Genomic DNA, 24,126 nt, shown 5'->3' on the forward strand with positions numbered 1-24,126 from the left:
ATCCGATGAACATCTCCGTCCACGCCGAAGCCGACCTCTACGCGGTGAGCCACAACAATCTCGCCAACGCTGTCCGCTTCCTGGCGGTCGACGCCATCGAGACCTCGCAATCGGGTCATCCCGGCCTTCCCATGGGCATGGCCGATGTTGCTACCGTCCTGTTCTCGCGCTTCCTGAAGTTCGACTCGGCGCATCCGAACTGGCCGGATCGCGACCGCTTCGTGCTGTCGGCGGGCCACGGTTCGATGCTGCTCTATGCGTTGCTGCATCTGACCGGCGGCGATGTCAGCCTCAACGACATCAAGGCTTTCAGGCAATGGGGTTCGAAGACGCCGGGTCACCCTGAATACGGCCATACGCCAGGCGTCGAGATGACGACCGGGCCGCTGGGGCAGGGGATCGCGACCGCGGTCGGCATGGCGCTCGCCGAGCGGATGGCCAATGCGCGGCATGGCGACGGGCTCGTCGATCACTTCACCTATGTGATCGCGGGTGACGGCTGCCTGATGGAAGGCATCAGCCAGGAAGCGATCTCGCTCGCCGGTCATCTCGGGCTCGGCCGTCTGCTCGTACTGTTCGACGACAATGGCATCTCGATCGATGGGCCGACCTCGCTGGCAACGTCCGACGACCAACTCGCGCGTTTCGCCGCCTCCGGCTGGTCGGTGCGCAGCATCGACGGGCACGATCCCGAAGCGATCGCGCAGGCGATCGCGGAGGAGCGAGAGACCGCAAAGCCGTCGCTGATCGCCTGCCGCACCATCATCGGCTACGGCGCGCCGGACCGGCAGGGCACCGAGAAAGCCCATGGTGCGCCGCTCGGCACCGAGCAGGCCGCGGCGGCGCGGCGGGCTCTCGGCTGGGACTATCAGCCCTTCGTGGTGCCGATCCCGATCCTGAAGGCGTGGCGGATGATCGGGCAACGCGGGCAGGTCGATCGGCTCGCCTGGCTCGATCGCTATGAAGGCGCGACGCCCGAGCAGCGCGACATGTTCGTCGAAGGCAAGGCGGTTGCCCTGCCGGCCGCCTATGCGCTGGCCGCGGCGAAATTGCGCGAACGCTTTGCGTCCGAGCGTCCGAAGCTCGCGACCCGGCAAGCCTCGCAACATGTCCTCGACGGCATCGCCGGGACGATTGCCGGCCTGGTCGGCGGCTCCGCGGACCTCACGCACTCGAACCTCACGCACGCCAAGGGCCAAGCTCCCGTCAAGCGCGGGGCGTTCGCCGGCGACTACATCCACTATGGCATTCGCGAGCATGGCATGGCCGCCGCGATGAACGGCCTCGCGCTGCATGGCGGCTTCATCCCGTATGGCGGCACTTTCCTCGCGTTCTCCGATTACAGCCGGCCCGCGATCCGCCTTGCGGCCCTGATGCGGCTGCGCGTCATCCATGTGATGACCCACGATTCCATCGGGCTCGGCGAGGACGGCCCGACGCATCAGCCGGTCGAGCACCTCGCGGCGTTGCGGGTGATCCCGAATCTCCTGGTGTTCCGTCCCGCCGACGCGGTGGAGACGCTGGAGGCCTGGGACTGCGCGCTCAATTCCGAGGATCGTCCGTCCGTGCTGTGCCTGTCGCGTCAGGCGCTGCCGACCTTCCGCAGCGATGCGCGCGGAAAAAACCGTGTCTCCCGCGGCGCCTATCTCGTCGTCTCGCCGGACGGCGGCCGCGACGTGACGCTGATCGCAACCGGCTCGGAGGTGTCGATCGCACTGGACGCTGCTCGCCTGCTCGCGAGCGAGCACATCCGCGCGGCCGTGGTGTCCGCGCCTTGCTTTGCCCTGTTCGAGCAACAGCCCGACGATTACCGCGCCACCGTGCTCGGGACCGCGCCGCGCGTCGGTGTCGAGGCGGCCGTACAGGGCGATTGGTCGCGCTGGATCGGCGCTGACGGCGAGTTTGTCGGCATGCGCGGCTTCGGCGCCTCGGCGCCGGCGCCGGTGCTGTACCGCGAATTCGGCATCACACCGCAAAGCATTGCGGAAGCCGCCCGCCGGGCGATCGCCCGCAAGGGACAATAAGGAGGACCACTCGTGGCACGTATCACCCTCAGGCAATTGCTCGACCACGCAGCCAGCCACGGCTACGCGGTGCCGGCGTTCAACATCAACAACATGGAGCAGGGCATCGCGATCATGCAGGCGGCGGCCGAGGTCGATGCGCCCGTGATCATCCAGGCCTCGCGCGGCGCGCGCAGCTATGCCGGCGATCTCATGCTCTCGCACATGATCGACGCGCTGGAGCGGACCTATCCGGACATTCCGCTCTGCATGCACCAGGACCACGGCAATGACGAGGCGACCTGCGCCTCCGCCATCGCCCACGGATTTACCTCGGTGATGATGGACGGCTCGCTCAAGGCCGACGCCAAGACGGCCGCCGATTACGACTACAATGTCGCGATCACCCGCCGCGTCGTCGATCTCGCGCATTGGGTCGGCGCCTCTGTCGAAGGCGAACTCGGCGTGCTCGGCTCGCTGGAACATGGCGGCGGCGAGCAGGAGGATGGCCACGGCGTCGAGGGCACGGTCAGCCACGATCAGCTTTTGACCGATCCCGACCAGGCGGTCGACTTCGTTCGTGCCACCAAGGTCGATGCGCTCGCCATCGCGATGGGCACCTCGCACGGCGCCTACAAGTTCAGCCGCAAGCCGGATGGCGACATCCTGGCGATGCGGGTGGTTGAGGAGATCCACCGCCGGCTCCCGAATACCCATCTGGTGATGCACGGCTCCTCCTCGGTGCCGCAGCCTCTCCAGGACATGTTCAACCAGTTCGGCGGCGAGATGCCTCAGACCTGGGGCGTGCCGGTGGAGGAGATCGTTCGCGGCATCAAGAGCGGCGTGCGCAAGGTCAATATCGACACCGACTGCCGGTTGGCGATGACGGCTGTGTTCCGCAAGGTCGCCGCGCAAAATCGCAGTGAGTTCGATCCGCGCAAGTTCCTCAAGCCGGCGATGGACGCGATGCGCGACCTCTGCCGCGAACGGTTCGAGCAGTTCGGCACCGCGGGCCACGCCGGCAAGATCAAGGTCGTACCGATGAGCGAGATGGCGCGCCGGTACCGTGGTGGCGAGCTCGATCCACGCATCGGTGCCCGTGAGCCCGTCGCAGCCTGAGCAGATTCAGAGACCAGAAGAGAGAAATGAGGGAGAGAGCCATGAACGCACATACAGGAACCGTCCGCGGCAAGGAGCGCTACCGCTCGGGCACCATGGAATACGCGCGCATGGGCTATTGGGAGCCCGACTATGTCCCGAAGGACACCGACGTGATCGCACTGTTCCGCGTCACGCCGCAAGAGGGCGTCGATCCGATCGAAGCATCTGCCGCGGTTGCCGGCGAATCCTCGACCGCGACCTGGACGGTGGTGTGGACTGACCGTCTGACTGCCGCGGAGAAATATCGCGCGAAGTGTTATCGCGTCGATCCGGTACCCAACACGCCAGGCTCCTATTTCGCCTATATCGCCTACGATCTCGACCTGTTCGAGCCGGGCTCGATCGCCAACCTCTCGGCCTCGATCATCGGCAATGTGTTCGGCTTCAAGCCGCTGAAGGCACTGCGTCTGGAAGACATGCGCTTCCCGGTCGCCTATGTGAAGACCTTCCAGGGGCCGGCGACCGGCATCGTGGTCGAGCGCGAGCGGCTGGACAAGTTCGGCCGGCCGCTGCTGGGTGCGACCGTGAAGCCGAAGCTCGGTCTCTCCGGCCGCAACTACGGTCGCGTGGTCTACGAGGCGCTGAAGGGCGGACTCGATTTCACCAAGGACGACGAGAACATCAACTCGCAGCCCTTCATGCACTGGCGCGACCGCTTCCTCTATTGCATGGAGGCGGTGAACCGCGCGCAGGCCGCCTCCGGCGAAGTCAAGGGGACGTATCTGAACGTCACCGCCGCGACCATGGAAGACATGTATGAGCGCGCCGAGTTTGCCAAGGAGCTCGGTTCGGTCATCATCATGATCGATCTCGTGATCGGCTACACCGCGATCCAGTCGATGGCGAAATGGGCGCGTCGCAACGACATGATCCTGCATCTGCATCGTGCCGGTCACTCGACCTATACGCGGCAGAAGAGCCACGGCGTCTCGTTCCGCGTCATCGCCAAATGGATGCGGCTCGCCGGCGTCGACCACATCCACGCCGGTACGGTGGTCGGCAAGCTCGAGGGCGATCCCAATACCACGCGCGGCTATTACGACGTCTGCCGCGAGGATTTCAACCCGACCAAGCTGGAGCATGGCCTGTTCTTCGACCAGAACTGGGCGAGCCTGAACAAGATGATGCCGGTCGCCTCCGGGGGCATCCATGCCGGCCAGATGCACCAGCTGCTCGATCTGCTCGGCGAAGACGTCGTGCTTCAGTTCGGCGGCGGCACCATCGGTCATCCCATGGGGATTGCGGCCGGCGCGATCGCCAACCGCGTGGCGCTGGAAGCGATGATCCTCGCCCGCAACGAAGGGCGCGACTACGTCCATGAAGGTCCCGAGATACTGGCCAAGGCGGCACAGACCTGCACGCCGCTGAAGGCTGCGCTCGATGTCTGGAAGGACGTCACCTTCAACTATCAATCCACCGACACGCCGGACTTCGTGCCGACCGCGCTCGAAACCGTCTGAGGAGACGCGACATGAAACTCACACAGGGCTGCTTCTCGTTCCTGCCTGATCTCACCGATGACCAGATCACCAAGCAGGTGCAGTATTGTCTCGCCAACGGCTGGGCGGTGAACATCGAGTTCACCGACGACCCGCACCCCCGCAACACCTATTGGGAGATGTGGGGCCTGCCGATGTTCGATCTCCAGGACGCCGCCGGCGTGATGATGGAACTTGCCGAGTGCCGCCGGGTGTACGGCGACCGCTACATCCGCATCAGCGGCTTCGATTCCACCCATGGCTGGGAATCGGTGCGGATCTCCTTCCTGGTCAACCGGCCGCCGAAGGAGGCCGAATTCGAGCTGGTGCGTCAGGAAGTCGGCGGGCGCGCCATCCGTTACTCCACGGTGCGCAAGCCGGTCGCGTCAGCGTTGCCATAAGCCATTCCTATCCGCACGGAGCAACTCTGCTCCAGATCCTTGGCGGACAACTGCTTCGCCGCCGCCCCGCGGCGAAGCCCTTTATTCGAGGCGCCGATGCTGGACGTGCCTGATACAACGACCCCCGAAACCGCGTTCGATCTCCGCAAGGAAGCCGAATCGGCCGGGATCATTGCAACGCTGCAGCAACTCGATCAGGAGCTGATAGGTCTGCGGCCGGTCAAAGATCGCGTGCGCCAGATCGCTTCGTTGCTGCTGATCGAGCGTATTCGGCAGCGTGCGGGCTTGGCCTCCGCGCCGCCGACGCTGCATATGTCATTCACCGGCAATCCCGGCACCGGCAAGACCACGGTCGCGCTGCGGATGGCGAAGATCCTGCACGGTCTCGGCTTCGTGCGGCGCGGGCAGGTGATCTCGGTGACGCGCGATGATCTGGTCGGCCAGTATATCGGCCACACCGCGCCGAAGACCAAGGAGATATTGAAGAAGGCGATGGGCGGCGTCCTGTTCATCGACGAAGCCTATTATCTGCACCGGCCCGACAACGAGCGCGATTACGGTCAGGAGGCCATCGAGATCCTGCTCCAGGTCATGGAGAACCAGCGTGAGGATCTCGTCGTCATCCTTGCGGGCTATCGCGAGCGGATGTCGACCTTTTTCGGCTCCAATCCCGGCTTCCGTTCCCGCATCGCCCATCACATCGAATTCCCGGACTATTCGGAGGCCGAACTGCTGGTGATCGCCGAACTGATGCTCAAGGAGCGTGGCTATCGCTTTTCCGCGGCGGCCCGTGAGGCTTTCGAGAAGTACATCGATCTGCGCCGGACCCAGCCCTTCTTCTCCAACGCGCGCTCGATCCGCAACGCAGTCGACCGCATCCGCCTGCGGCAGGCCGATCGTCTGGTGTCCGATCTCGACCGCATGCTCGATGTCGCCGATCTCGAAACCATCGATCCCATCGACGTGTTGGCAAGCCGCGTCTTCAGCGGCGGCGCCGATGCACGGAGTCCACAGCCATGACCGGAGAGATCATTATCGCTCCCTCGATCCTGGCGGCGGATTTCGCGCGCCTCGGCGAGGAGATCACGGCCATCGACACCGCCGGCGCCGACTGGATCCATTGCGACGTCATGGACGGACATTTCGTGCCGAACATCAGTTTCGGCGCCGATGTCATCAAGGCGATCCGGCCGACAACGACGAAGATTTTCGACGTGCATCTCATGATCGCTCCGGTCGATCCCTATCTCGAGGCGTTCGCGAAGGCGGGGGCTGACGTCATCACCGTGCATGCCGAAGCCGGCGCCCATCTCGACCGGTCGCTTCAGGCCATCCGCGCGCTCGGCAAGAAGGCCGGTGTCAGCCTGTGCCCGTCGACGCCCGAGAGCGCGATCGAATATGTGCTCGATCGTCTCGACCTGATCCTGGTGATGACGGTCAATCCCGGCTTCGGCGGCCAGTCCTTTCTGGAATCCCAGTTCGCGAAGATCGAGCGGATCAAAGCGATGATCGGCGACCGGCCGATCCGGCTCGAGGTCGATGGTGGCATCACGCGCGACAATGCCGCTGCCGTGGCCGCCGCGGGCGCCGATACGCTGGTGGCGGGTTCCGCAGTATTTCGCGGCAAGAGCGGGGCCGCGTATGCGGCGAATATCGCGGCCATTCGCACCGCCGCCGAGACGGGGCGGGTTCCGAAGCGGCAAGAAAATGCCGTGCAGCCAATGCGCCTCGGCGAAGGCGCGCGCATCCGGTAGATTACGTAGGGCATTGCCAAGCGATTGGGCCGAGGTGTCGATCGTCTCATCGGGCGCATTTTTCTCCGGGTTCCTACGGAGAATCCAACGCGACTAGGCAATCCCTTTCATGACGGGGTAACCAACGGTGCCGAAGGACACACGCGATTAACGGCGACGCAATGCGCCGCTCCACAATCTGTGGTTCAAGAACTGCAGAGAGCGTGGCATGCACATTCAATATATTCACTGGAATGCTGCCCATGGCTGGCGCGGAGCGGACGCCCTGCGGGAACCTGCCCAGCTCGTGCTCTATTTCGGCAGCCGTGAGCAACTGGCGGACGGCGAACGTTATCGCGAGCTGCGCGGTCTCTATCCCGAAAGCCATATCGTCGGTTGCAGCACCGGCGGACAAATCCATGGCGACGACATCTGCGATGACGAGGTCATCGCAGTCGCCCTGCGCTTCGCCCATACGCAAGTGCGGTTGGTGCAGGAGGTCGTCGAGAGCCGCGACGCGTCGCGGGCCTGCGGCGCGCGCCTTGCCCGCCAGGCGCAGGCGGCGGATCTGGCGGGTCTGTTTGTCCTGTCCGACGGATTGGCGGTGAACGGCGGCGCACTGCTTGCCGGAATCACCGAGGTTCTGGGACCGGATTTGCCTGTTACCGGCGGGCTCGCCGGCGACGGCACACGATTTGAACAGACGATCGTCGGAGCCGACGCCGAGCCGACGCCGAACCGCGTCGCCGCCATCGCATTCTACGGCGCCTCGCTTCGTTTCGCGCATGGCTGTGCCGGAGGCTGGGATGTGTTCGGGCCGCGTCGCAAGGTGACGAAGTCGGAAGGATCCGTGGTCGTGGAACTCGACGGCGAGCCGCCGCTGGACCTCTACACCCGCTATCTCGGCGAGGAAGAAGCCGAGGCGATGCCGGGTTCGGGTCTGGCATTCCCGTTGCGCATTCACGACGCCGCCGAGCCGGACCGGCAGATCGTACGCTCGGTGTTCGCGGTGGACCGCAATGCCCGCACCCTGACGTTCGCCGCCGACATTCCGGAGGGATGCACCGCGCAATTGATGCGGGCCAATTTCGACAGTCTCGCCGCCGGTGCCGGCGAAGCGGGCAGGCAGGCGCGCAACGCGCTCGCAGAGGGCGTTGACGGCGACAAGCTTGCCATCCTGGTGAGCTGTACCGGTCGCCGCAGGGTCATGGGGCAGCGCACGCAGGACGAGCTGGACGCCGTTGCCGCCGAGCTCGGCGAGGATTTCGTCCGGATCGGGTTCTACTCCTACGGAGAGATCGCCCCGCCGGCCGCGTCCGGCCGCTGCGAGCTGCACAACCAGACCATGACCGTCACTGTCATCGCGGAGGCGGCAGCTTGACCATGCACCGGCTGCTCGCAAGACAGATCCGCCAGTCGACCGACGAGTCCGGGCAGGTCGACCTGACCAGGCTCGGCGAGCTCGTCAGTGCGGCCTACGAGGAGGGCGATCGCGATCGCCGCCGCACCGACCGTGCGATCAAGCTGATGATCGAGGAACTCGAACAGACGCACAACCGCGCCGAACAGGATCTGCGGCGCGCGCGCGAATTCCTCGACAGCATCATCGAGAACATCCCGATCGCCGTGTTCGCCAAGGATGCGAAGGATTCCAGCTACGTCCTGCTCAACCGCGCCGGCGAAGAGTATTACGGCATGCCGCGCGAGGCGATGCTGGGCAAGACTCCTCAGCAGATCTTTCCGGACGATATTGCCCGCGTCGTCAACGAGCAGGATCGCCGCGTCGTCGACAGCGGCATGCCGATGTTCCTGGAGGGGCATCTGCTCGAAGTCGGCGTGAAGGGCCACGATCGTCTGGTCAATTCGCGCAAGCTGCTGGTCAGGGACGGCAGCGGCGCGCCGCAATATCTGGTCGGCGTGATCGAGGACGTCACCGAGAGGATCACGAACGAGGCGCGGATCAGCCATCTTGCGCATCATGACGCCTTGACCGACCTGCCGAACCGCAGCGCCTTCAACGCCGCACTCGGCGAGCGGTTGGAGCGGGCGCAGGAGGCGGCGACCAGTTTTGCCGTGCTCAGCCTCGATCTCGACCGCTTCAAGGAGGTCAACGACGTGTTCGGCCATCCGGTCGGCGACATGCTGATGCGGGCGGCGGCCGACCGGCTTGCCGCGGAAGCCGACGGCGCCTTCGTCGCACGTATCGGCGGCGACGAGTTCATGATCCTGATGCCCGACGACATCAGCCGCGATGACGTCCTGGCGCTCGCCGAACGGCTGGTCGAGACGATCGGCAAAGAGCTCGAGGTCGACGACTATCTCCCCCATGTCGGCCTTAGCGTCGGCATCGCGTTTTATCCCGATGACGGCGTGAATGCCGCCACGCTGCTCGCGAATGCCGATTCAGCGCTCTATCGTGCCAAGCGTGAGGGCCGTGGGCGCGTCCGCGTCTTCGAAACCGAGATGGACCAGGAGCTGCGCGACCGCAGGCTGTTGCAGCACGATCTGCGGCAGGCGCTGGAGCTGAACCAGTTCCTGGTCTACTTCCAGCCGCAGGCGCGGGTGGATGGCGAGGTCATCGGCTTCGAAGCCCTGCTGCGCTGGAATCACCCGACGCGGGGCTTCGTGCCGCCGGACCAGTTCATCCCGCTCGCCGAGGAGAACGGGCTGATCGTCCAGATCGGCGAATGGGTCCTGCGCGAAGCGTGCCGTGAAGCGGCATCCTGGCCGCGGCCGCTGCAGGTCGCCGTCAATCTGTCACCGGTTCAGTTCCAGGCCGGCGATCTCGAACGTTCGATCCACCAGATCCTGCTGGAGACCGGGCTCACGCCGACGCGGCTCGAGGTCGAGATCACCGAAGGCGTGCTGATCGGCGATTTCACCCGCGCGCTCAATCTGCTGCGACGGCTGAAGGCGCTCGGCATCCGTATCGCGATGGACGATTTCGGCACCGGCTATTCCTCGCTGTCCTATCTGCAGTCGTTCCCATTCGACAAGATCAAGATCGATCGCAGCTTCATCTCCAATCTCGAGGCGACGCCGCAATCGGCCGAGATCGTTCGCGCGGTCCTGAGCCTCGCGCACGCCCTGAATATTCCGGTCATCGCCGAGGGCGTGGAGACGGAAGCGCAGCGTGCCTTCCTGGCGCGGGAGGCCTGCGAGGAGATGCAGGGCTATCTGGTCGGTCGGCCAGACCTGATCGAGCGCTATTTCGACCTGGTCGGCATCACCGTCGAGCGCCGGCTCTTCGCCTAGCGCCAGAACGTCAGTTGCCCCCTGTTTGGAACTTTGGGGCGGATATATATTTCCAAATGGCAAGCCGAGGCCAGACGCGCGGTGTGGGCGCAGAAAATCTTTTGCACAACCGCCATCGGCCTGACGCAAATCAGGGCAATAAGCTCAGTGAATGCGAGGGAGGGTCTCATGGAGAACGTACGTCGCTACCGGGCGCTGGCGTCGCTCTGCCGTCAGCAGGCGGCTTACCGGCCGCTGCAGGCCTGGGAGCTCCTCGGCCAGGCCGAACATTTCGAACATCTCGCCGGGGTCGAGCTCAAGACGCATTTCGACGCGTGCAATGTGCCGCACCACGAGGATGCCGCCATGCCCGCGACGTGGGAGACTCCGGTCGCGGCGTGACGGCGCCTGTGGTCTCAATGCGACATCAGCGTCGGGACCGTCATGGCTTCCAGCATGGCGCGGGTGACGCCGCCGAGAACGCGCTCCTGCAATCGCGAATGGCCGTAACCGCCCATCACCAGGAGATCGAGCGCCTCGTCGGCCGCCAGCGACAGGATGGTCGGCTGGATGTCGGCGCGGCTCGCCGACAGGCCGACCGTGCGGGTCGACAATCCGCGCCGGCCGAGATGTCTTGCGAGGCTGCTCGCTGACACTTCGTCGGACACGGCCTTGGCTTCGTTGATGGTGATGATCACGATCTCGTCGGCGCGCGCCAGGAACGGTGCCGCGTCGTGCACGGCGCGGGCCGCGAGGCGGCTGCCGTCCCAGCAGATGCCGATCCGGCTTGCCTTGAAAGCTCCATGGAAGGTGTAGGGCAGGAACAGCACCGGACCGCCTGCCTGGAACAGGATCTCGCGCGGCAATTCGTTGTCGAACGAGCCCTGCGCCGGATCAGGCTGGAGCACGACGCTGAGGTCGTGCAGTCGCGCCATCTCGCCGAGCGAGCCGGCCGCATCCACCGGGATCGCGCCGAGCGCGCGGCAGCCGTAGGAGACGCCGGCGTTCGCGGCTTCGATGCCAAACACCGCGAGCGCGGCCTCGGCCCGTTCCACCGCGCGCTCGCGCTCCAGTTCGAACACGGCCGCCACCGCGGCGCCGCCCTCCATCACGTAAGCGGCACTGGTTGCGACATAGCCGATCGCGACCGCGTCGAGATGGGCGTTGAACTGCGCCGCGAGCGAAATCGAGCCGTCGATCGCGGAACGCATGGGACGTTCGGTGGGGATGTGGACGAGAATGTCTTTGTACATGGCGCGCCTCCGATGGACATCATCCGGTGACCGCAGTTTTCCACTGTCCGAAGGACGCGCGTTGAGCTGCATCAAATGCGCGGGCGGCGAGCTTCCGCGGGGTTGCGCGCCTTCTTTGCCAAGATTTAATCGGATGGACGGGACGCCGTAAGGTGGCGAGGGTCATGTTGGGGACAAGGCGACACCTTATCCAACATGGACATTTCGACATGAACGATCGCGTCAATTCCGACATCCCGACGTCCCGCAGGATCTTGAGGCCGCGCCGGCTGGCGCTGCTCGGCACCGTCGCTGCGCTCGGCGTGGCCGTGCTGGCGGCTGCTCCCGGCTCCTTGCCGTTCGGTCCGAGCTCCTTCATCGCGCCGGCCCAGGCCGCGGAATCCGCAACGACTCCGCCGGGCTTCGGTGATCTCGTCAGTAGGGTCAAGCCCGCCGTGATCTCGGTGCGGGTCAAGATCGACCAGGACAATGACAAGAGCGCGATGTTGCAGCAGAACCGGATGGATCAGGACGAGGATTCTCCGTTCGACCAGTTTTCCCGGCAGTTCGGGTTCCGCGGCCCCGGCGGCATGAACGGGATGCCGCGCCAGCGCCATCAGATGATCACGGGCGAGGGCTCCGGCTTCTTCATTTCCGCCGACGGCTATGCCGTCACCAACAACCACGTCGTCGACCACGCCGAGTCGGTGCAGGTGACCATGGACGACGGCACCAGCTACACCGCCAAGGTGGTCGGCACCGATCCGAAGACCGATCTCGCGCTGATCAAGGTCGACGGCAAGAAGGATTTTCCGTTCGTCAAATTCTCCGACCAGAAGCCGCGCATCGGCGACTGGGTGGTCGCGGTCGGCAACCCCTTCGGCCTCGGCGGCACCGTGACTGCCGGCATCGTTTCGGCCAGTGGCCGCGACATCGGCAACGGTCCCTATGACGATTTCATCCAGATCGATGCGCCCATCAACAAGGGCAATTCCGGCGGCCCGGCCTTCGACATGAACGGCAACGTGATCGGCGTGAACACGGCGATCTTCTCGCCCTCCGGCGGCTCGGTCGGCATCGGCTTCGACATCCCGGCCTCGACCGCAAAGCTCGTCGTCGCGCAGCTGAAGGACAAGGGCGCGGTGACCCGTGGCTGGCTCGGTGTGCAAGTGCAGCCGGTCACTGCCGAGATCGCCGACAGCCTCGGGCTCAAGCAGGCGCGTGGCGCCATCGTCGACACCCCGCAGGACGGCAGCCCGGCGGCGAAAGCCGGCATCGAGGCGGGTGACGTCATCACCGCCGTCAACGGCACGGCGGTCAAGGATTCGCGAGATCTTGCCCGCACGATCGCGACCCTTGCGCCGGGCAGCTCGGTGAAGCTCGACGTCTTCCACAAGGGCGACAGCAAAACGGTGACGCTGGCGCTCGGCGAGCTGCCGAACGAACGGCAAGCCAAGGCCGATGTTGGCAAGGACCAGTCGGGCCCGGGCACGCCGCGCCTCGGTCTTGCGCTGGCGCCGGCCGGTGACGTCCAGGGCGCCGGCCAGAAGGGCGTCGTCGTCACCGAGGTCGACCCGCAGGGGCCGGCGGCGGAGCGTGGCATTCAGACCGGCGACGTCATCCTCAATGTCGGCGGCAAGGCCGTCGCCAATGTCGGCGACGTCCGATCCGAGCTGGCTCAGGCCAAATCGTCCGGCAAGCACAGCGTGCTGTTGCAGGTCAGGAACGCGCAGGCGACCCGGTTCGTCGCGGTACCGTTCGCCTGAGCCGAACGTCGATCGGCGTTGATCAAGAAAGGCGGCCCTTGTGGCCGCCTTTTTCATTTGTCTTCAGGCTAGCCGGGACGTGATCGATAACATTCTCGTTAACGGCAACAATGATGACGCGGTTCGTCCGAAAAAGCCGTGTTCGGTCATCAGAGTTCCTGATGGTGCAACTCTTCGGTGGCAACGCCGCCGCCGGCATGGGTTGCAAGCGTGGAACTTCGAACCTGCTGCCGCTTTGTGGAACTGGCCGCTCGTTCGCATGTGATCGGTGCCGACATGGATCGATTGAAGCTCTCGCTAAGGAGTGCGCTGCTCGTGGCGCCATTCGTGCTCTGGGGCGGAAACGCTCTCGGGCGGGACGACGGCCGCTACGCGGATTCACCCCTGAAGCCATGGTTCGACGGTTTGCGCAGCCACCTCGGCCCATGCTGCTCGGATGCGGACGGGTTTGCCGTCGCCGATCCCGACTGGGACTCGCATAACGGGCACTATCGCGTGCGTCTCGACGGCGAGTGGATCGAGGTGCCGGACGAGGCCGTCATCACTGAGCCGAACCGGGCCGGCCGCACCATGGTGTGGCCGGTGAAGACCGCGTTCGGGGTCTCGATCCGCTGCTTCATGCCGGGCAGCATGATCTGAGACGGATCGCCGTCAGCGCTTGCTGGATTTGCGCTTCGACGATTTTTTTGTGGTTCTCCTTGTCGTCGTCTTCTTGGTCGTCGTCTTCTTGGTCGTCCTTTTCTTGGACGTTTTCTTGGACGGCGTCTTGGCAGCCTTCTTCGGGACCTTCTTGCCCTTCTTGCGTGCCTTCGACAGTCCGATCGCAATCGCCTGCTTGCGGCTCTTCACGCGACCGCCACGGCCTTTGCGCCCGCTCTTCGCGGTGCCCTTCTTGTAACGCCGCATCTCGCTCTCGACATCGCTGCCGGAGCTGGGTGAATAGCGGCGTCTCTTTGCCTTGCGTGCCATGCATGTTCTCCCTTGGCCGGGGAAACCTCGCGACAAGGGCATGGTTCCGGAAGCGCGCACCCACGTTGCAGACGCGCGACGCAGCCTAGAACGAATTCGCCAGATCGATCTCGGCTTCCAGCACCTGAATGCGCCGTGCGGCCTCGCTGAACGATAGATCGCGCGCATATTGCGCGGGCTGATAGGCCTCTTCGCTCAGCCGTTTCAACCTCATCCCCTGCGTCCGCGTCATCTGCTCGGTGAGGAAAACGCTGGCGTCGTATCGACCTTGAACCTGCATGTCGCTTCTCCCTCCTGAAAATCGTGCCTTGACTATATGTTCTTATTTTGTTCTAACAAGCCATGGACAATAGAATTAATGAAATTCGACGTAAAATCAGCGCCTTGAGGCTTGAAATGGCCGGCGTCGAGGCCTCGGTGCGCGACCGCATCAACGGCGACCGCGATTGCGCCGAACAGGCGCTGTTGCAGATGGATCTGCGCCGGAAGGTCGACCTGCTGATCAACGAATGGAAGGCTGCCGGCGGCGGCGGTGTCCTGCCCGACGTTCGCAATCCGGTTCGCCTTCGTCTCATCAAGACAGTCGGCAGTTCCGGGCGCGCGAGCGTCTCGCGCTGAGTTCTGCGAGCGGATTCCCTCGTGCGAACGCTTCTGCAATCCCCGCTGCACATCCCCGTGAGATGCCGGCCGGCTCACGGAACGGAAGCCGTGACGGCCGATTGACCGGGCTCCTCTTACAGCAATGGAGCGTTCCATGGATCTCAAAGGCAAGACCATTGCCATTCTCGCGACGAATGGTTTCGAGCAGTCGGAACTGGAAGTGCCGCGCGACCGTCTGAAACAGGCCGGCGCTACGGTTCACGTGATCTCGCCCACGGCCGGCGAGATCAAGGGCTGGGACAAGAAGGATTGGGGGCGGCCGGTGACGGTCGACAAGACGCTGGACCAGGTTTCCAGCAGCGACTACGACGCCCTGGTATTGCCGGGCGGACAGATCAACCCCGACCTGCTTCGCCTCGAGCCGAGAGCATTGTCCTTCATCAAGGAGGTCTTCAATGCGAAGAAGGTCGTTGCCGCCGTCTGCCATGCGCCGTGGCTCCTGATCGAGACGGGCATCGCCAAGGGCCGCAAGATGACGTCCTACAAGTCCATCAAGACCGACGTCATCAATGCCGGCGCGGCATGGGAAGACTCGGCCGTGGTCGTCGACCAGGGCATCATCACCTCGCGCAATCCCGGTGACTTGGAAGCGTTCAGCGCCAAGATCATCGAAGAAGTGAAGGAGGGCCGTCACGTGCAGCGCAACGCTGCCTGAGTGACAGCAGCTCTCCTGCAACGAAAAAGCCCCGCGTCGCCGCGGGGCTTTTGTCTGAGTTGGTCGGCCTGAGCTCACTTGGAATTGCTCATGCCCTTGCCGCTCTTGTTCATCATGGTGCCGCCTTGGTCCGAGCCGGGACCGGAGCCGCCCTGGCCGGAAGGATCCGCGCCCTTCGAGGACTTGGTGTTGGCGCCGGTGGTCTGCGAGGACGACATCGACGATCCGTGTTTCGCCTTGTGCGACTTGGCCTGTGCGGCGAGCGGCGCGGCGGCGAGGCCGGTGGCCAATATTGCGGTGAGAACGAGCTTCGTCTTCGTCATGCGGGGAACTCCCTGAGTTAAATTGACGCAGGCTGCCAACCGCCATTTGCCGAAGGAGTTCCTGAGGACACGTCGGCCGAGCCGCACGCACGCTTCAAGTTTGCTTGTCCTCCACGAGGATGAACACGGCGCCGGTGAGTGTCGCGCCGATCGCGAACGTCGTCACCAGGGTGAGGGCGAAGACGATCGCGGCTTGGCTTCCGCCGTGATCGAGCAGGCTGGCGACGGCGGGATTGGACAGGATCAGCGTGAGGCCGAAGGTAAGGCCGAGCGCCGCGCCCATCATCGCATGCGTCATCAGTCTGATGAGGCCGGTCGGAGAGATCAGGTCCGAAGACTTTCTTGCGCGCATGGAACCGCATCCCGAACTGGCATGCAAACGCGGATGACATTTCGCGGTTCCAGATGCGTGGAGAAATCTTCATGACGGCTTCATCCGACGTTCATGCCGGATTTGCGAGGATGAAGACCAGCAAAACGGGAACATTCGATATGGGTGAAGTCGTCTATCTTTACCGCTCGCTGGCCTATCGCAACGCGGCTGCGGACCTGCTGCGCAAGGCCCGCAAACTGCCACGCGGCGTGGAGCGAAGTGCGGCCCGCCGCTACGCCAGGGCGCTGCGCGATCTCGCCCGGACGGAAGCCTGGCTCGAAGGACGCCTCGCCGAGCAAGCGCGGCCGCCCCGGCGAACGAGGATGGTGGCGTCGGGCTAGCCCGAGGCGCGTTGCAATCCGGACGCGCTTGCGGCGTCGAATTTTCCGGGTGTGGTCGCCGCCGTCTTGCGTATCAGCGGCACCTCCAGGCGGCACACCAATCCCTCGGCCCGCCAATCGAATTGCGCTTGTCCACCGAGCTGGGACTCGACGCTCGCAAGCAGGCTCCGCGTGCCGAAGCCGCGAGATTTCGGCGGCATGACGAGTGGGCCGCCGGATTCTTCCCAGCTCAGCGTCAGCAATTGGTCCTCGACTTGCCAGCCGATCGCGAGCCGTCCCGACCTGGTCGAGAGGGCGCCGTACTTGGCCGAATTGGTGAAGAGCTCGTGCAGCGCGAGCGCCAAGGTCTGAGCCGTCGTCGGCAGCAACTGGACCTCCGGACCCGCCAACACGATCTGGCCGCCGAGCGAATAGGGCGCAACCTCCTCGTCGATCAGCTTGGAGAGCTCGGCGCCCTGCCAGCTCGACAGCGACAGGATGGTGTGCACGCGCGCCAAGGCGTTGATGCGTCCCTCCACGGCGTTGACATAGGCCTTGACCTCGTCGGCGCGGGTGAGGCGCACGATCGACTGCGCCAGGGCCAGCGCGTTCTTGGCGCGATGATCGACTTCCCGGGCCAGCAGATTCTGCCGTTCCTCGGCACGCTTGCGTTCTGTGATGTCCACGGTGACGCCGCTCACGCGCACGACGCGACTGCTGTCGTCCACCGTTGCTGCCGCCGTGCCCACGCACCAGCGCACCTCCCCATCGGGCCGCAGGATGCGGAACTCGGTCTCATAGGCCCGCGTGCCCATGTTGAATTCGGCAACCGCCTTGCGCAACTGCTCGACGTCATCGGGATGCAGCAGCGCCTGCACGTTGGCCGGGTTGACCGCGAAGCTTTCGGGGTTGACGCCAAAGATGCGATATTGCCCCTCGTCCCACATCCAGTCGCCGCTGATCCAGTCCCAGTCCCAGGAACCCATCTTGCCGGCGGCGATCGCCATGCTGCGCCGCTGCTCGCTTTCGCGTAATTTCGTGGTGGAGTTCTCCAGTTCCGCCGTGCGTGCGCGGACGCGATCCTCGAGCTCCTGGTTCAGCCGTTCCAGCTCGCGGGTCTTGCGGTAGAGTTCGGAAAACACCTTGATCTTGGCGCGCAGCACCTCCGGCACGACCGGTACCGGCACGTAGTCGACCGCGCCCATCTCGTAGCCGCGCAACCGGTCGATGTCGCTGACCTGGATGGCGGAGATGAAGATCATCGCGGTCTTCTGGAAGCGCGGATGCTCGCGGATCATCGCGGCGAGTTCGAAGCCGTCGAGCTCGGGCATGCAGACGTCGACCAGGATCACCGCGATCTCGGTCTTGAGCAGCACCTCCAGCGCCTCGCGGCCGGACGAGGCGATCACGAGGTTTTCGCCGAGTTCCTTCAATATCACCTCATAGGCGAGCAGCTTTGCGGGCTGGTCGTCGACGAGGAGGATGTTGACCTTTTCGTGGTCCATTCGCGGATCCAAACTCAACGGTGCAGCCACATGCGGATCGCAAGCAGCAATTGATCGGTGTTGACGGGTTTGGCGAGGTAGTCGGACGCGCCGGCCTCCAGGCATTTTTCGCGGTCGCCCTTCATCGCCTTGGCGGTCAGCGCGATGATCGGAAGGCGGGCGAAGGCCGGGTTTTCGCGAATGACGCCGATGGTCTGGTAGCCATCCATCTGCGGCATCATGATGTCCATCAGCACGATGGCGATCTCCGGATTGGATTCGACCAGGGTGACGGCTTCACGGCCGGTCGTGGCCGTCAGCACCTTCATGCCGCGCCGTTCCAGCACGCTCGACAGCGCGAAGATGTTGCGGGCATCGTCGTCGACGAGCAGGGCGGTCTTGCCGATCAGGTCCTCGTCGGAACTGTTCAGCTTCTCCAGCATGCGCTGCTTCTCGAGCGGAAGTTCCGTGATCACGCGGTGCAGGAACAATGCGGTCTCGTCGAGCAGGCGTTCCGGCGATTCCACGCCCTTGACCACGATGCTGCGCGCCATGGTGTGAAGTTCCGCATCCTCGTCCGCGGAGAGCTCGCGGCCGGTGAAGACCACGACCGGGATGTTCGACAGGGCCTCGTCGTTGCGAATCTGGTCCAGCACCTCGAAGCCGCTCATGTCGGGTAGCCTGAGGTCGAGCACCACGCAGTCGCAGGGGGCCTCGCGCAGCGTCGAAAGCGCACCGGCGCCGGTGTCGGTCGTCACGATCTCGATGTCGTCGTGATGCAGCAACTCGCGGATCGAGAGCTGCTCGGCCTCGTTGTCCTCGACGATCAGGAGCCGCTTGCGCCTGGGGCGTGCATATTCCTTGATCTGCGTCAGCGCGGCCGAGACGCCCTCGGTCGTCGTCGGTTTGTTGACGAAGGAGAACGCGCCGCGCGCGAGCGCATGCTGGCGATCTTCGTCGAGCGTGATGATCTGCACGGGGATATGGCGGGTCAACGGATTGTGCTTGAGCTGGCTCAACACGGTCCAGCCGAGCATGTCGGGCAGGAACACGTCGAGCGAGACCGCGCGCGGCTGGTACTGCTTGGCGAGCTCCAGCGCCTCGGCACCGCGGGCAGCGACCAGCACCTTGAATCCCTTGTCGCGCGCGAGGTCGACCAGCACGCGCGCGTAATGCGGGTCGTCCTCGACGATCAGGAGGATGCTGTCGCCGGGTTCGAGATTGAGGCGGTCGTCGGCAAGCTGCTCGATGACGCGCTGCTGCTCCGGCGCGGCCGGCTGCAGCGCCGGCGGCTGGTTGTGCGGCTGCAGCGTCGGCGTCGTACGCGGCGCGAGCGTCGGGCCGGAATATTTGAGCGGCAGATAGAGCGTGAACGACGAGCCCTTGCCCGGCAGGCTGCGCAGATGGATCTCGCCGCCCAGCAGGCTCGCCAGTTCGCGGCTGATCGCAAGTCCAAGGCCGGTGCCGCCGTATTTCCGGCTGGTGCCGGCGTCGGCCTGCTGGAACGCCTCGAAGATCAGCTTCTGCTTCTCCAGCGGAATGCCGATGCCGGTGTCGGACACTTCGAACGCGATCACGGCCGGGGCGGAGTTCAGCACCGGGTGATCCGTCCCCCAGCCGCCGACCGCGCCGGTGACCTTCAGGCGCACCTCGCCTTCGGCGGTGAACTTGAAGGCGTTGGAGAGCAGGTTCTTCAGAACCTGCTGCAGCCGCTTCGAATCGGTGACGACGCTGCGCGGCAGGTTCGGATCGATGTCGATCTTGAACGACAGATTGCGGTTGTCCGCCTCGTGCCGGAACGGCCGGCCGACGGTCTCGAGCAGGTTCGCCGTCAGGATCTCCTCGGCGTCGACAGTGACCGTTCCCGACTCGATCTTGGACAGATCCAGGATGTCGCTGATGAGATTGAGCAGGTCGGTGCCGGCGCCGTGGATGGTGCGGGCGAATTCGACCTGCTTGGCCGAGAGGTTGCCATCCGGATTGTCGGTGAGCTGCTGTCCAAGGATCAGGATCGAGTTCAGCGGTGTGCGCAGCTCGTGGCTCATATTGGCCAGGAATTCGGACTTGTATTTCGAGGTCAGGGCAAGCTCGGTGGCCTTTTCCTCCAGGGCGCGGCGGGCCTGCTCGATCTCCTGGTTCTTGCGCTCGACCTCGACGTTGCGCTCGGCGAGCTGCTGGGCCTTCTGCTCGAGCTGGTCGTTGGTCTGCTGCAGCTCGCGCTGCTGGGTCTGAAGCTCGCCGGCGAGCTGCTGCGACTGCTTGAGCAGGCCTTCGGTCTGCATCGTCGCTTCGATCGAATTGAGCACGATGCCGATGGAGTCGGTGAGCTGCTCCAGGAAGGTCATCTGCGAGGTGGTGAAGGAGACGAGCGAGGCGAGCTCGATCACGGCCTTGACCTGGTTTTCGAACAGCACCGGGAGCACGACGAGGTTCTTCGGCGCGACGCGGAACAGCGCGGAGTTGATCGGCACCACGTCGGAGGGGATGTCGGCGACCATGCGCGGCCGCTTGTCGAGGGCGCACTGGCCGATCAGGCCATCGCCGAATTGCAGGACGCGCTGATAGGGATAGATGCCGTCGCTGGCGTAGGAAGCGAGTAGAACGAGTTCCGGATTGTCCTCGCTCTCGACCTGGTAGATCACGCCGGTATGGGCGTTCACCAGCGGCGACAATTCGGTGAGCAACAGCCGGCCGACGGTGGTCAGGTCGCGCTGGCCCTGCAGCATGTTGGTGAATTTGGCGAGGTTGGTCTTCAGCCAGTCCTGCTCGGTGTTCACGTCCGTCGTGAGACGGAGATTCGTGATCATCGTGTTGATGTTGTCTTTCAGCTCGGCGACTTCGCCGCGGGCATCGACCTGGATCGATCGCGTCAAATCGCCCTTGGTGACGGCGGTCGCGACTTCCGCGATCGCGCGCACCTGCGAGGTGAGGTTGGCCGCGAGCAGGTTGACGTTGCCGGTGAGGTCCTTCCAAGTGCCGGCAGCACCCGGCACGTTGGCCTGACCGCCGAGGCGGCCTTCGACGCCGACCTCGCGCGCCACCGACGTCACCTGGTCGGCGAAGGTCGCGAGCGTCTCGGTCATGTTGTTGATGGTGTCGGCGAGGGCGGCGACCTCGCCGCGGGATTTCATCGTCAGGTTCTGCTTGAGATCGCCGTTGGCGACCGCGGTCACGACCTTGACGATGCCGCGGACCTGCTCGGTCAGGTTCGCCGCCATCAGGTTCACCGTGTCGGTGAGATCCTTCCAGGTGCCGGCGACGCCGGGCACCTGGGCCTGGCCGCCGAGCTTGCCCTCAGTGCCGACCTCGCGCGCCACGCGCGTGACTTCGCCGGCGAAGGCGTTGAGCTGGTCCACCATGGTGTTGATGGTGTTCTTCAGCTCGAGGATTTCGCCCTTCACGTCCACGGTGATCTTGCGCGACAAGTCGCCGCGCGCGACCGCGGTCGTGACTTCGGCGATGTTGCGGACCTGGGTGGTGAGGTTCGCGGCCAGAAGATTGACGTTGTCGGTCAGATCCTTCCACGTGCCGCCGACGCCGGGCACGACGGCCTGACCGCCGAGGCGGCCTTCGGTGCCGACCTCGCGCGCGACGCGCGTCACTTCGGCGGCGAAAGAGCGGAGCTGCTCGACCATGGTGTTCAAGGTGTCCTTGAGCAGCAGGATCTCGCCGCGCACGTCCACCGTGATCTTCTTCGACAAATCGCCGCCGGCGATCGCGGTCGCGACCTCGGCGATGTTGCGGACCTGGGCCGTCAGGTTCGAGGCCATGAAGTTGACGTTGTCGGTGAGGTCCTTCCAGGTGCCGGCGACGCCGGGCACCTCGGCCTGGCCGCCGAGCTTGCCTTCGGTGCCGACCTCGCGCGCCACGCGCGTCACTTCGCCGGCAAAGCCGTTGAGCTGGTCCACCATGGTGTTGATGGTGTTCTTGAGCTCGAGGATCTCGCCCTTCACGTCCACGGTGATCTTGCGCGACAGGTCGCCACGCGCCACGGCGGTGGTCACTTCGGCGATGTTGCGAACCTGGGCAGTGAGGTTGCCCGCCATCGAGTTGACGCTGTCGGTCAGGTCCTTCCAGGTGCCGGCGACGCCTGGCACATTGGCCTGGCCGCCGAGGCGACCTTCGGTGCCGACCTCGCGCGCCACGCGCGTCACCTCGCCCGCGAAGCGGTTGAGCTGGTCGACCATCGTGTTCAAGGTGTCCTTGAGCTGCAGGATCTCGCCGCGTACGTCCACGGTGATCTTGCGCGACAGATCGCCGCCCGCGATCGCGGTCGCGACCTCTGCGATGTTGCGGACCTGGGCGGTGAGGTTGCCCGCCATCGAGTTGACGCTGTCGGTGAGGTCCTTCCAGGTGCCGGCGACGCCGGGGACGCCGGCCTGGCCGCCGAGCTTGCCGTCGGTGCCCACCTCGCGCGCGACGCGCGTGACTTCGCCGGCGAAGGCGTTGAGCTGGTCGACCATGGTGTTGAGCGTCTCCTTCAGCTGAAGGATCTCGCCCGACACGTTCACCGTGATCTTCTTCGACAGATCGCCCTTGGCGACCGCAGTCGCGACCTCGGCGATGTTGCGGACCTGGCCGGTGAGGTTCGAGGCCATCGAGTTGACGCTGTCGGTCAGGTCCTTCCAGGTGCCGCCGACGCCGCGCACGACGGCCTGACCGCCGAGCTTGCCTTCGGTGCCGACCTCGCGCGCCACGCGGGTGACTTCGCCGGCGAAGGCGTTGAGCTGGTCCACCATGGTGTTGATGGTGTCCTTCAGCTCCAGGATCTCGCCGCGCACGTCCACCGTGATCTTCTTCGACAGATCGCCGCCGGCGACCGCGGTCGTCACCTCGGCGATGTTGCGGACTTGCGCCGTCAGGTTCGACGCCATCGAGTTGACGCTCTCGGTGAGGTCCTTCCAGGTGCCGGCGACGCCGAGCACGTTGGCCTGGCCGCCGAGCCGTCCCTCGGTGCCGACCTCGCGCGCCACGCGCGTCACTTCGCCGGCAAACGCGTTGAGCTGGTCGACCATGGTGTTGAGCGTTTCCTTCAGCTGAAGGATTTCGCCCGAGACGTTCACGGTGATCTTCTTAGAAAGGTCGCCGCTCGCGATGGCCGTGGCGACGTCGGCGATGTTGCGGACCTGCGCGGTCAGGTTCGAGGCCATGAAGTTGACGTTGTCGGTGAGGTCCTTCCAGGTGCCGGCCACGCCGGGCACCTGGGCCTGACCGCCGAGCTTGCCTTCGGTGCCGACCTCGCGCGCCACGCGCGTCACTTCCGAGGCGAAGGCGTTGAGCTGGTCCACCATGGTGTTGATGGTATCTTTCAGCTCGAGGATCTCGCCGCGCACGTCCACCGTGATCTTGCGCGAGAGGTCGCCGCGCGCCACGGCGGTGGTGACGTTGGCGATGTTGCGGACCTGCGCGGTCAAATTGCCGCACATCGCGTTGACGGAGTCGGTCAGGTCCTTCCAGGTGCCGGCGACGCCGGGCACGATGGCCTGGCCGCCGAGCTTGCCGTCGGTGCCGACCTCGCGCGCCACGCGCGTCACCTCGGAGGCGAACGAGCGCAACTGGTCCACCATCGTGTTGATGGCTTCTTTGAGTTGAAGGATTTCGCCACGGACGTCGACGGTGATCTTCTTGGACAAATCGCCGTTTGCGACCGCGATCGTCACCTCGGCGATGTTGCGAACCTGGTTGGTCAAATTGTTCGCCATCGAGTTGACGCTCTCGGTGAGGTCCTTCCAGACGCCGGTCACTTCCGGCACCTGGGCCTGGCCGCCGAGCTTGCCCTCGGTGCCGACCTCGCGCGCCACGCGCGTCACCTCGGAGGTGAACACGCCGAGCTGCTTGATCATGGTGTTGACGATGTTGGCCGACTGCAGGAACTCGCCCCGCAGCGGACGGCCGTCGACATCGAGCTTGACGGTCTGGAGCAGGTCGCCTTGCGCAACGGCGGCGACCGCGCGCGTCACCTCGCGGGTCGGCCAAAGCAAATCGTCGATCAGCGTGTTGACCGAACCTTCCATGTCGGCCCAGGAGCCGGAGGCAAGGCCGAACTTCACGCGCTGGCGCGTCTTGCCTTCGCGGCCGACCACCTGGCCGACAAGCTCGAGTTGCTGCGCCATGCGCTGGTTGGCGGCGATGATTTCATTGAAAGTGTCGGCGATCTTGCCGTCGATGCCGAGATAGTCGCCGCTCATGCGGACGGAGAAATCGCCGCTGCGCATGGCCTGCAGGGCGAGCAGCAGTTCCGCCCGCGAATCCGCATCAGATACACCGTTGGGTTTTGGCTTTGGGACGCGACGACCGGACCGTGATGCAGATCCGGGATCGAGGTCGCTCATAT

General features: G+C 64.9%; 21 protein-coding genes. 14 read left to right on the forward strand and 7 right to left on the reverse strand.

What is annotated here, in order from left to right:
- Positions 1 to 5 precede the first annotated feature (5 nt).
- From tkt to CIT40_RS09265, 9 genes are all read left to right on the forward strand, one after another.
- On the forward strand, positions 6 to 2,024 hold the full coding sequence (gene tkt, locus CIT40_RS09225; RefSeq protein ID WP_094892151.1) for a transketolase: 2,019 nt from the start codon (positions 6 to 8) through the stop codon (positions 2,022 to 2,024).
- Positions 2,025 to 2,036: 12 nt separating this feature from the next.
- A complete protein-coding gene (fba, locus tag CIT40_RS09230) occupies positions 2,037 to 3,122 on the forward strand; it encodes a class II fructose-bisphosphate aldolase (protein WP_094892152.1) in 1,086 nt (361 codons plus the stop codon).
- Positions 3,123 to 3,163: 41 nt separating this feature from the next.
- Positions 3,164 to 4,624, forward strand: coding sequence for a form I ribulose bisphosphate carboxylase large subunit (locus tag CIT40_RS09235; RefSeq protein WP_094892153.1), 1,461 nt, complete (start codon positions 3,164 to 3,166; stop codon positions 4,622 to 4,624).
- A gap of 11 nt (positions 4,625 to 4,635) precedes the next feature.
- On the forward strand, positions 4,636 to 5,043 hold the full coding sequence (locus CIT40_RS09240; protein ID WP_094892154.1) for a ribulose bisphosphate carboxylase small subunit: 408 nt from the start codon (positions 4,636 to 4,638) through the stop codon (positions 5,041 to 5,043).
- Positions 5,044 to 5,139: 96 nt separating this feature from the next.
- Positions 5,140 to 6,063 (forward strand): CbbX protein, encoded by a 924-nt coding sequence (cbbX, locus tag CIT40_RS09245; protein WP_094892155.1) that lies wholly within the window; start codon positions 5,140 to 5,142, stop codon positions 6,061 to 6,063.
- The gene (gene rpe / locus CIT40_RS09250) at positions 6,060 to 6,797 is read left to right on the forward strand and encodes a ribulose-phosphate 3-epimerase (RefSeq protein WP_094892156.1); all 738 of its coding nucleotides are present in this window, start codon (positions 6,060 to 6,062) and stop codon (positions 6,795 to 6,797) included. The genes cbbX and rpe overlap by 4 nt, the downstream gene beginning before the upstream one ends.
- Positions 6,798 to 7,005: 208 nt before the next feature.
- The gene (locus tag CIT40_RS09255; RefSeq protein ID WP_094892157.1) at positions 7,006 to 8,157 is read left to right on the forward strand and encodes an FIST signal transduction protein; all 1,152 of its coding nucleotides are present in this window, start codon (positions 7,006 to 7,008) and stop codon (positions 8,155 to 8,157) included.
- Positions 8,158 to 8,159: 2 nt separating this feature from the next.
- Positions 8,160 to 10,031 (forward strand): putative bifunctional diguanylate cyclase/phosphodiesterase, encoded by a 1,872-nt coding sequence (locus CIT40_RS09260; protein WP_244611995.1) that lies wholly within the window; start codon positions 8,160 to 8,162, stop codon positions 10,029 to 10,031.
- A gap of 168 nt (positions 10,032 to 10,199) precedes the next feature.
- Positions 10,200 to 10,412, forward strand: coding sequence for a hypothetical protein (locus tag CIT40_RS09265; RefSeq protein WP_094892159.1), 213 nt, complete (start codon positions 10,200 to 10,202; stop codon positions 10,410 to 10,412).
- 14 nt (positions 10,413 to 10,426) lie between these two features.
- Here the strand turns inward: CIT40_RS09265 and CIT40_RS09270 are convergent, their stop codons facing one another.
- A complete protein-coding gene (locus CIT40_RS09270; protein ID WP_162307421.1) occupies positions 10,427 to 11,263 on the reverse strand; it encodes a universal stress protein in 837 nt (278 codons plus the stop codon).
- 209 nt (positions 11,264 to 11,472) lie between these two features.
- Here CIT40_RS09270 and CIT40_RS09275 point away from each other — a divergent pair, with 209 nt between their 5' ends.
- The gene (locus tag CIT40_RS09275) at positions 11,473 to 13,008 is read left to right on the forward strand and encodes a Do family serine endopeptidase (protein WP_162307422.1); all 1,536 of its coding nucleotides are present in this window, start codon (positions 11,473 to 11,475) and stop codon (positions 13,006 to 13,008) included.
- Positions 13,009 to 13,284: 276 nt separating this feature from the next.
- Positions 13,285 to 13,647, forward strand: a complete 363-nt coding sequence (locus CIT40_RS09280) for a hypothetical protein (protein WP_094892386.1) — start codon at positions 13,285 to 13,287, stop codon at positions 13,645 to 13,647.
- A gap of 12 nt (positions 13,648 to 13,659) precedes the next feature.
- Here CIT40_RS09280 and CIT40_RS09285 read toward each other — a convergent pair whose 3' ends face one another.
- Both CIT40_RS09285 and CIT40_RS09290 read right to left on the reverse strand, forming a co-directional pair.
- Positions 13,660 to 13,977 (reverse strand): DUF6496 domain-containing protein, encoded by a 318-nt coding sequence (locus CIT40_RS09285; protein WP_094892162.1) that lies wholly within the window; start codon positions 13,975 to 13,977, stop codon positions 13,660 to 13,662.
- An 85-nt stretch (positions 13,978 to 14,062) separates the two neighbouring features.
- A complete protein-coding gene (locus CIT40_RS09290; RefSeq protein WP_094892163.1) occupies positions 14,063 to 14,257 on the reverse strand; it encodes a DUF3072 domain-containing protein in 195 nt (64 codons plus the stop codon).
- A 116-nt stretch (positions 14,258 to 14,373) separates the two neighbouring features.
- On the opposite strand from CIT40_RS09290, the gene CIT40_RS09295 reads away from it, so the two are divergent.
- Together CIT40_RS09295 and CIT40_RS09300 are read left to right on the forward strand one after the other, a co-directional pair.
- A complete protein-coding gene (locus CIT40_RS09295; protein ID WP_094892164.1) occupies positions 14,374 to 14,595 on the forward strand; it encodes a hypothetical protein in 222 nt (73 codons plus the stop codon).
- A 136-nt stretch (positions 14,596 to 14,731) separates the two neighbouring features.
- A complete protein-coding gene (locus CIT40_RS09300) occupies positions 14,732 to 15,292 on the forward strand; it encodes a type 1 glutamine amidotransferase domain-containing protein (RefSeq protein ID WP_094892387.1) in 561 nt (186 codons plus the stop codon).
- A gap of 74 nt (positions 15,293 to 15,366) precedes the next feature.
- Here CIT40_RS09300 and CIT40_RS09305 read toward each other — a convergent pair whose 3' ends face one another.
- Both CIT40_RS09305 and CIT40_RS09310 read right to left on the reverse strand, forming a co-directional pair.
- Positions 15,367 to 15,615 (reverse strand): hypothetical protein, encoded by a 249-nt coding sequence (locus CIT40_RS09305; protein ID WP_094892165.1) that lies wholly within the window; start codon positions 15,613 to 15,615, stop codon positions 15,367 to 15,369.
- 94 nt (positions 15,616 to 15,709) lie between these two features.
- On the reverse strand, positions 15,710 to 15,967 hold the full coding sequence (locus CIT40_RS09310; protein ID WP_094892166.1) for a hypothetical protein: 258 nt from the start codon (positions 15,965 to 15,967) through the stop codon (positions 15,710 to 15,712).
- On the opposite strand from CIT40_RS09310, the gene CIT40_RS09315 reads away from it, so the two are divergent.
- Positions 15,958 to 16,329 carry a hypothetical protein gene (locus CIT40_RS09315; protein WP_244611947.1) on the forward strand — a complete coding sequence of 124 codons (372 nt, stop codon included), beginning with the start codon at positions 15,958 to 15,960 and terminating at the stop codon, positions 16,327 to 16,329. The genes CIT40_RS09310 and CIT40_RS09315 overlap by 10 nt on opposite strands.
- On the opposite strand, the gene CIT40_RS09320 is transcribed toward CIT40_RS09315, so the two are convergent.
- Positions 16,326 to 17,813: an HWE histidine kinase domain-containing protein gene (locus CIT40_RS09320; RefSeq protein WP_094892168.1), complete on the reverse strand. Its 1,488-nt coding sequence runs from the start codon at positions 17,811 to 17,813 to the stop codon at positions 16,326 to 16,328. The genes CIT40_RS09315 and CIT40_RS09320 overlap by 4 nt on opposite strands.
- Positions 17,814 to 17,827: 14 nt before the next feature.
- On the reverse strand, positions 17,828 to 24,124 hold the full coding sequence (locus CIT40_RS09325) for a HAMP domain-containing protein (RefSeq protein WP_094892169.1): 6,297 nt from the start codon (positions 24,122 to 24,124) through the stop codon (positions 17,828 to 17,830).
- Positions 24,125 to 24,126 lie beyond the last annotated feature (2 nt).

Origin of the sequence: Bradyrhizobium amphicarpaeae, from assembly GCF_002266435.3 — a bacterium.
Classification (GTDB): Bacteria; Pseudomonadota; Alphaproteobacteria; order Rhizobiales; family Xanthobacteraceae; genus Bradyrhizobium; species Bradyrhizobium amphicarpaeae.

Coding starts and splice junctions, on each gene's coding strand:
- CIT40_RS09235 (WP_094892153.1), top strand. CDS start 3,164: ATGAACGCACATACAGGAACCGTCCGCGGCAAGGAGCGCTACCGCTCG.
- CIT40_RS09275 (WP_162307422.1), top strand. CDS start 11,473: ATGAACGATCGCGTCAATTCCGACATCCCGACGTCCCGCAGGATCTTG.
- CIT40_RS09325 (WP_094892169.1), bottom strand. CDS start 24,124: ATGAGCGACCTCGATCCCGGATCTGCATCACGGTCCGGTCGTCGCGTC.
- CIT40_RS09270 (WP_162307421.1), bottom strand. CDS start 11,263: ATGTACAAAGACATTCTCGTCCACATCCCCACCGAACGTCCCATGCGT.
- CIT40_RS09295 (WP_094892164.1), top strand. CDS start 14,374: ATGGCCGGCGTCGAGGCCTCGGTGCGCGACCGCATCAACGGCGACCGC.
- CIT40_RS09255 (WP_094892157.1), top strand. CDS start 7,006: ATGCACATTCAATATATTCACTGGAATGCTGCCCATGGCTGGCGCGGA.
- tkt (WP_094892151.1), top strand. CDS start 6: ATGAACATCTCCGTCCACGCCGAAGCCGACCTCTACGCGGTGAGCCAC.
- CIT40_RS09300 (WP_094892387.1), top strand. CDS start 14,732: ATGGATCTCAAAGGCAAGACCATTGCCATTCTCGCGACGAATGGTTTC.
- CIT40_RS09240 (WP_094892154.1), top strand. CDS start 4,636: ATGAAACTCACACAGGGCTGCTTCTCGTTCCTGCCTGATCTCACCGAT.
- CIT40_RS09280 (WP_094892386.1), top strand. CDS start 13,285: ATGGATCGATTGAAGCTCTCGCTAAGGAGTGCGCTGCTCGTGGCGCCA.
- CIT40_RS09285 (WP_094892162.1), bottom strand. CDS start 13,977: ATGGCACGCAAGGCAAAGAGACGCCGCTATTCACCCAGCTCCGGCAGC.
- CIT40_RS09320 (WP_094892168.1), bottom strand. CDS start 17,813: ATGGACCACGAAAAGGTCAACATCCTCCTCGTCGACGACCAGCCCGCA.
- CIT40_RS09305 (WP_094892165.1), bottom strand. CDS start 15,615: ATGACGAAGACGAAGCTCGTTCTCACCGCAATATTGGCCACCGGCCTC.
- cbbX (WP_094892155.1), top strand. CDS start 5,140: ATGCTGGACGTGCCTGATACAACGACCCCCGAAACCGCGTTCGATCTC.
- CIT40_RS09265 (WP_094892159.1), top strand. CDS start 10,200: ATGGAGAACGTACGTCGCTACCGGGCGCTGGCGTCGCTCTGCCGTCAG.
- rpe (WP_094892156.1), top strand. CDS start 6,060: ATGACCGGAGAGATCATTATCGCTCCCTCGATCCTGGCGGCGGATTTC.
- CIT40_RS09310 (WP_094892166.1), bottom strand. CDS start 15,967: ATGCGCGCAAGAAAGTCTTCGGACCTGATCTCTCCGACCGGCCTCATC.
- CIT40_RS09260 (WP_244611995.1), top strand. CDS start 8,160: ATGCACCGGCTGCTCGCAAGACAGATCCGCCAGTCGACCGACGAGTCC.
- CIT40_RS09290 (WP_094892163.1), bottom strand. CDS start 14,257: ATGCAGGTTCAAGGTCGATACGACGCCAGCGTTTTCCTCACCGAGCAG.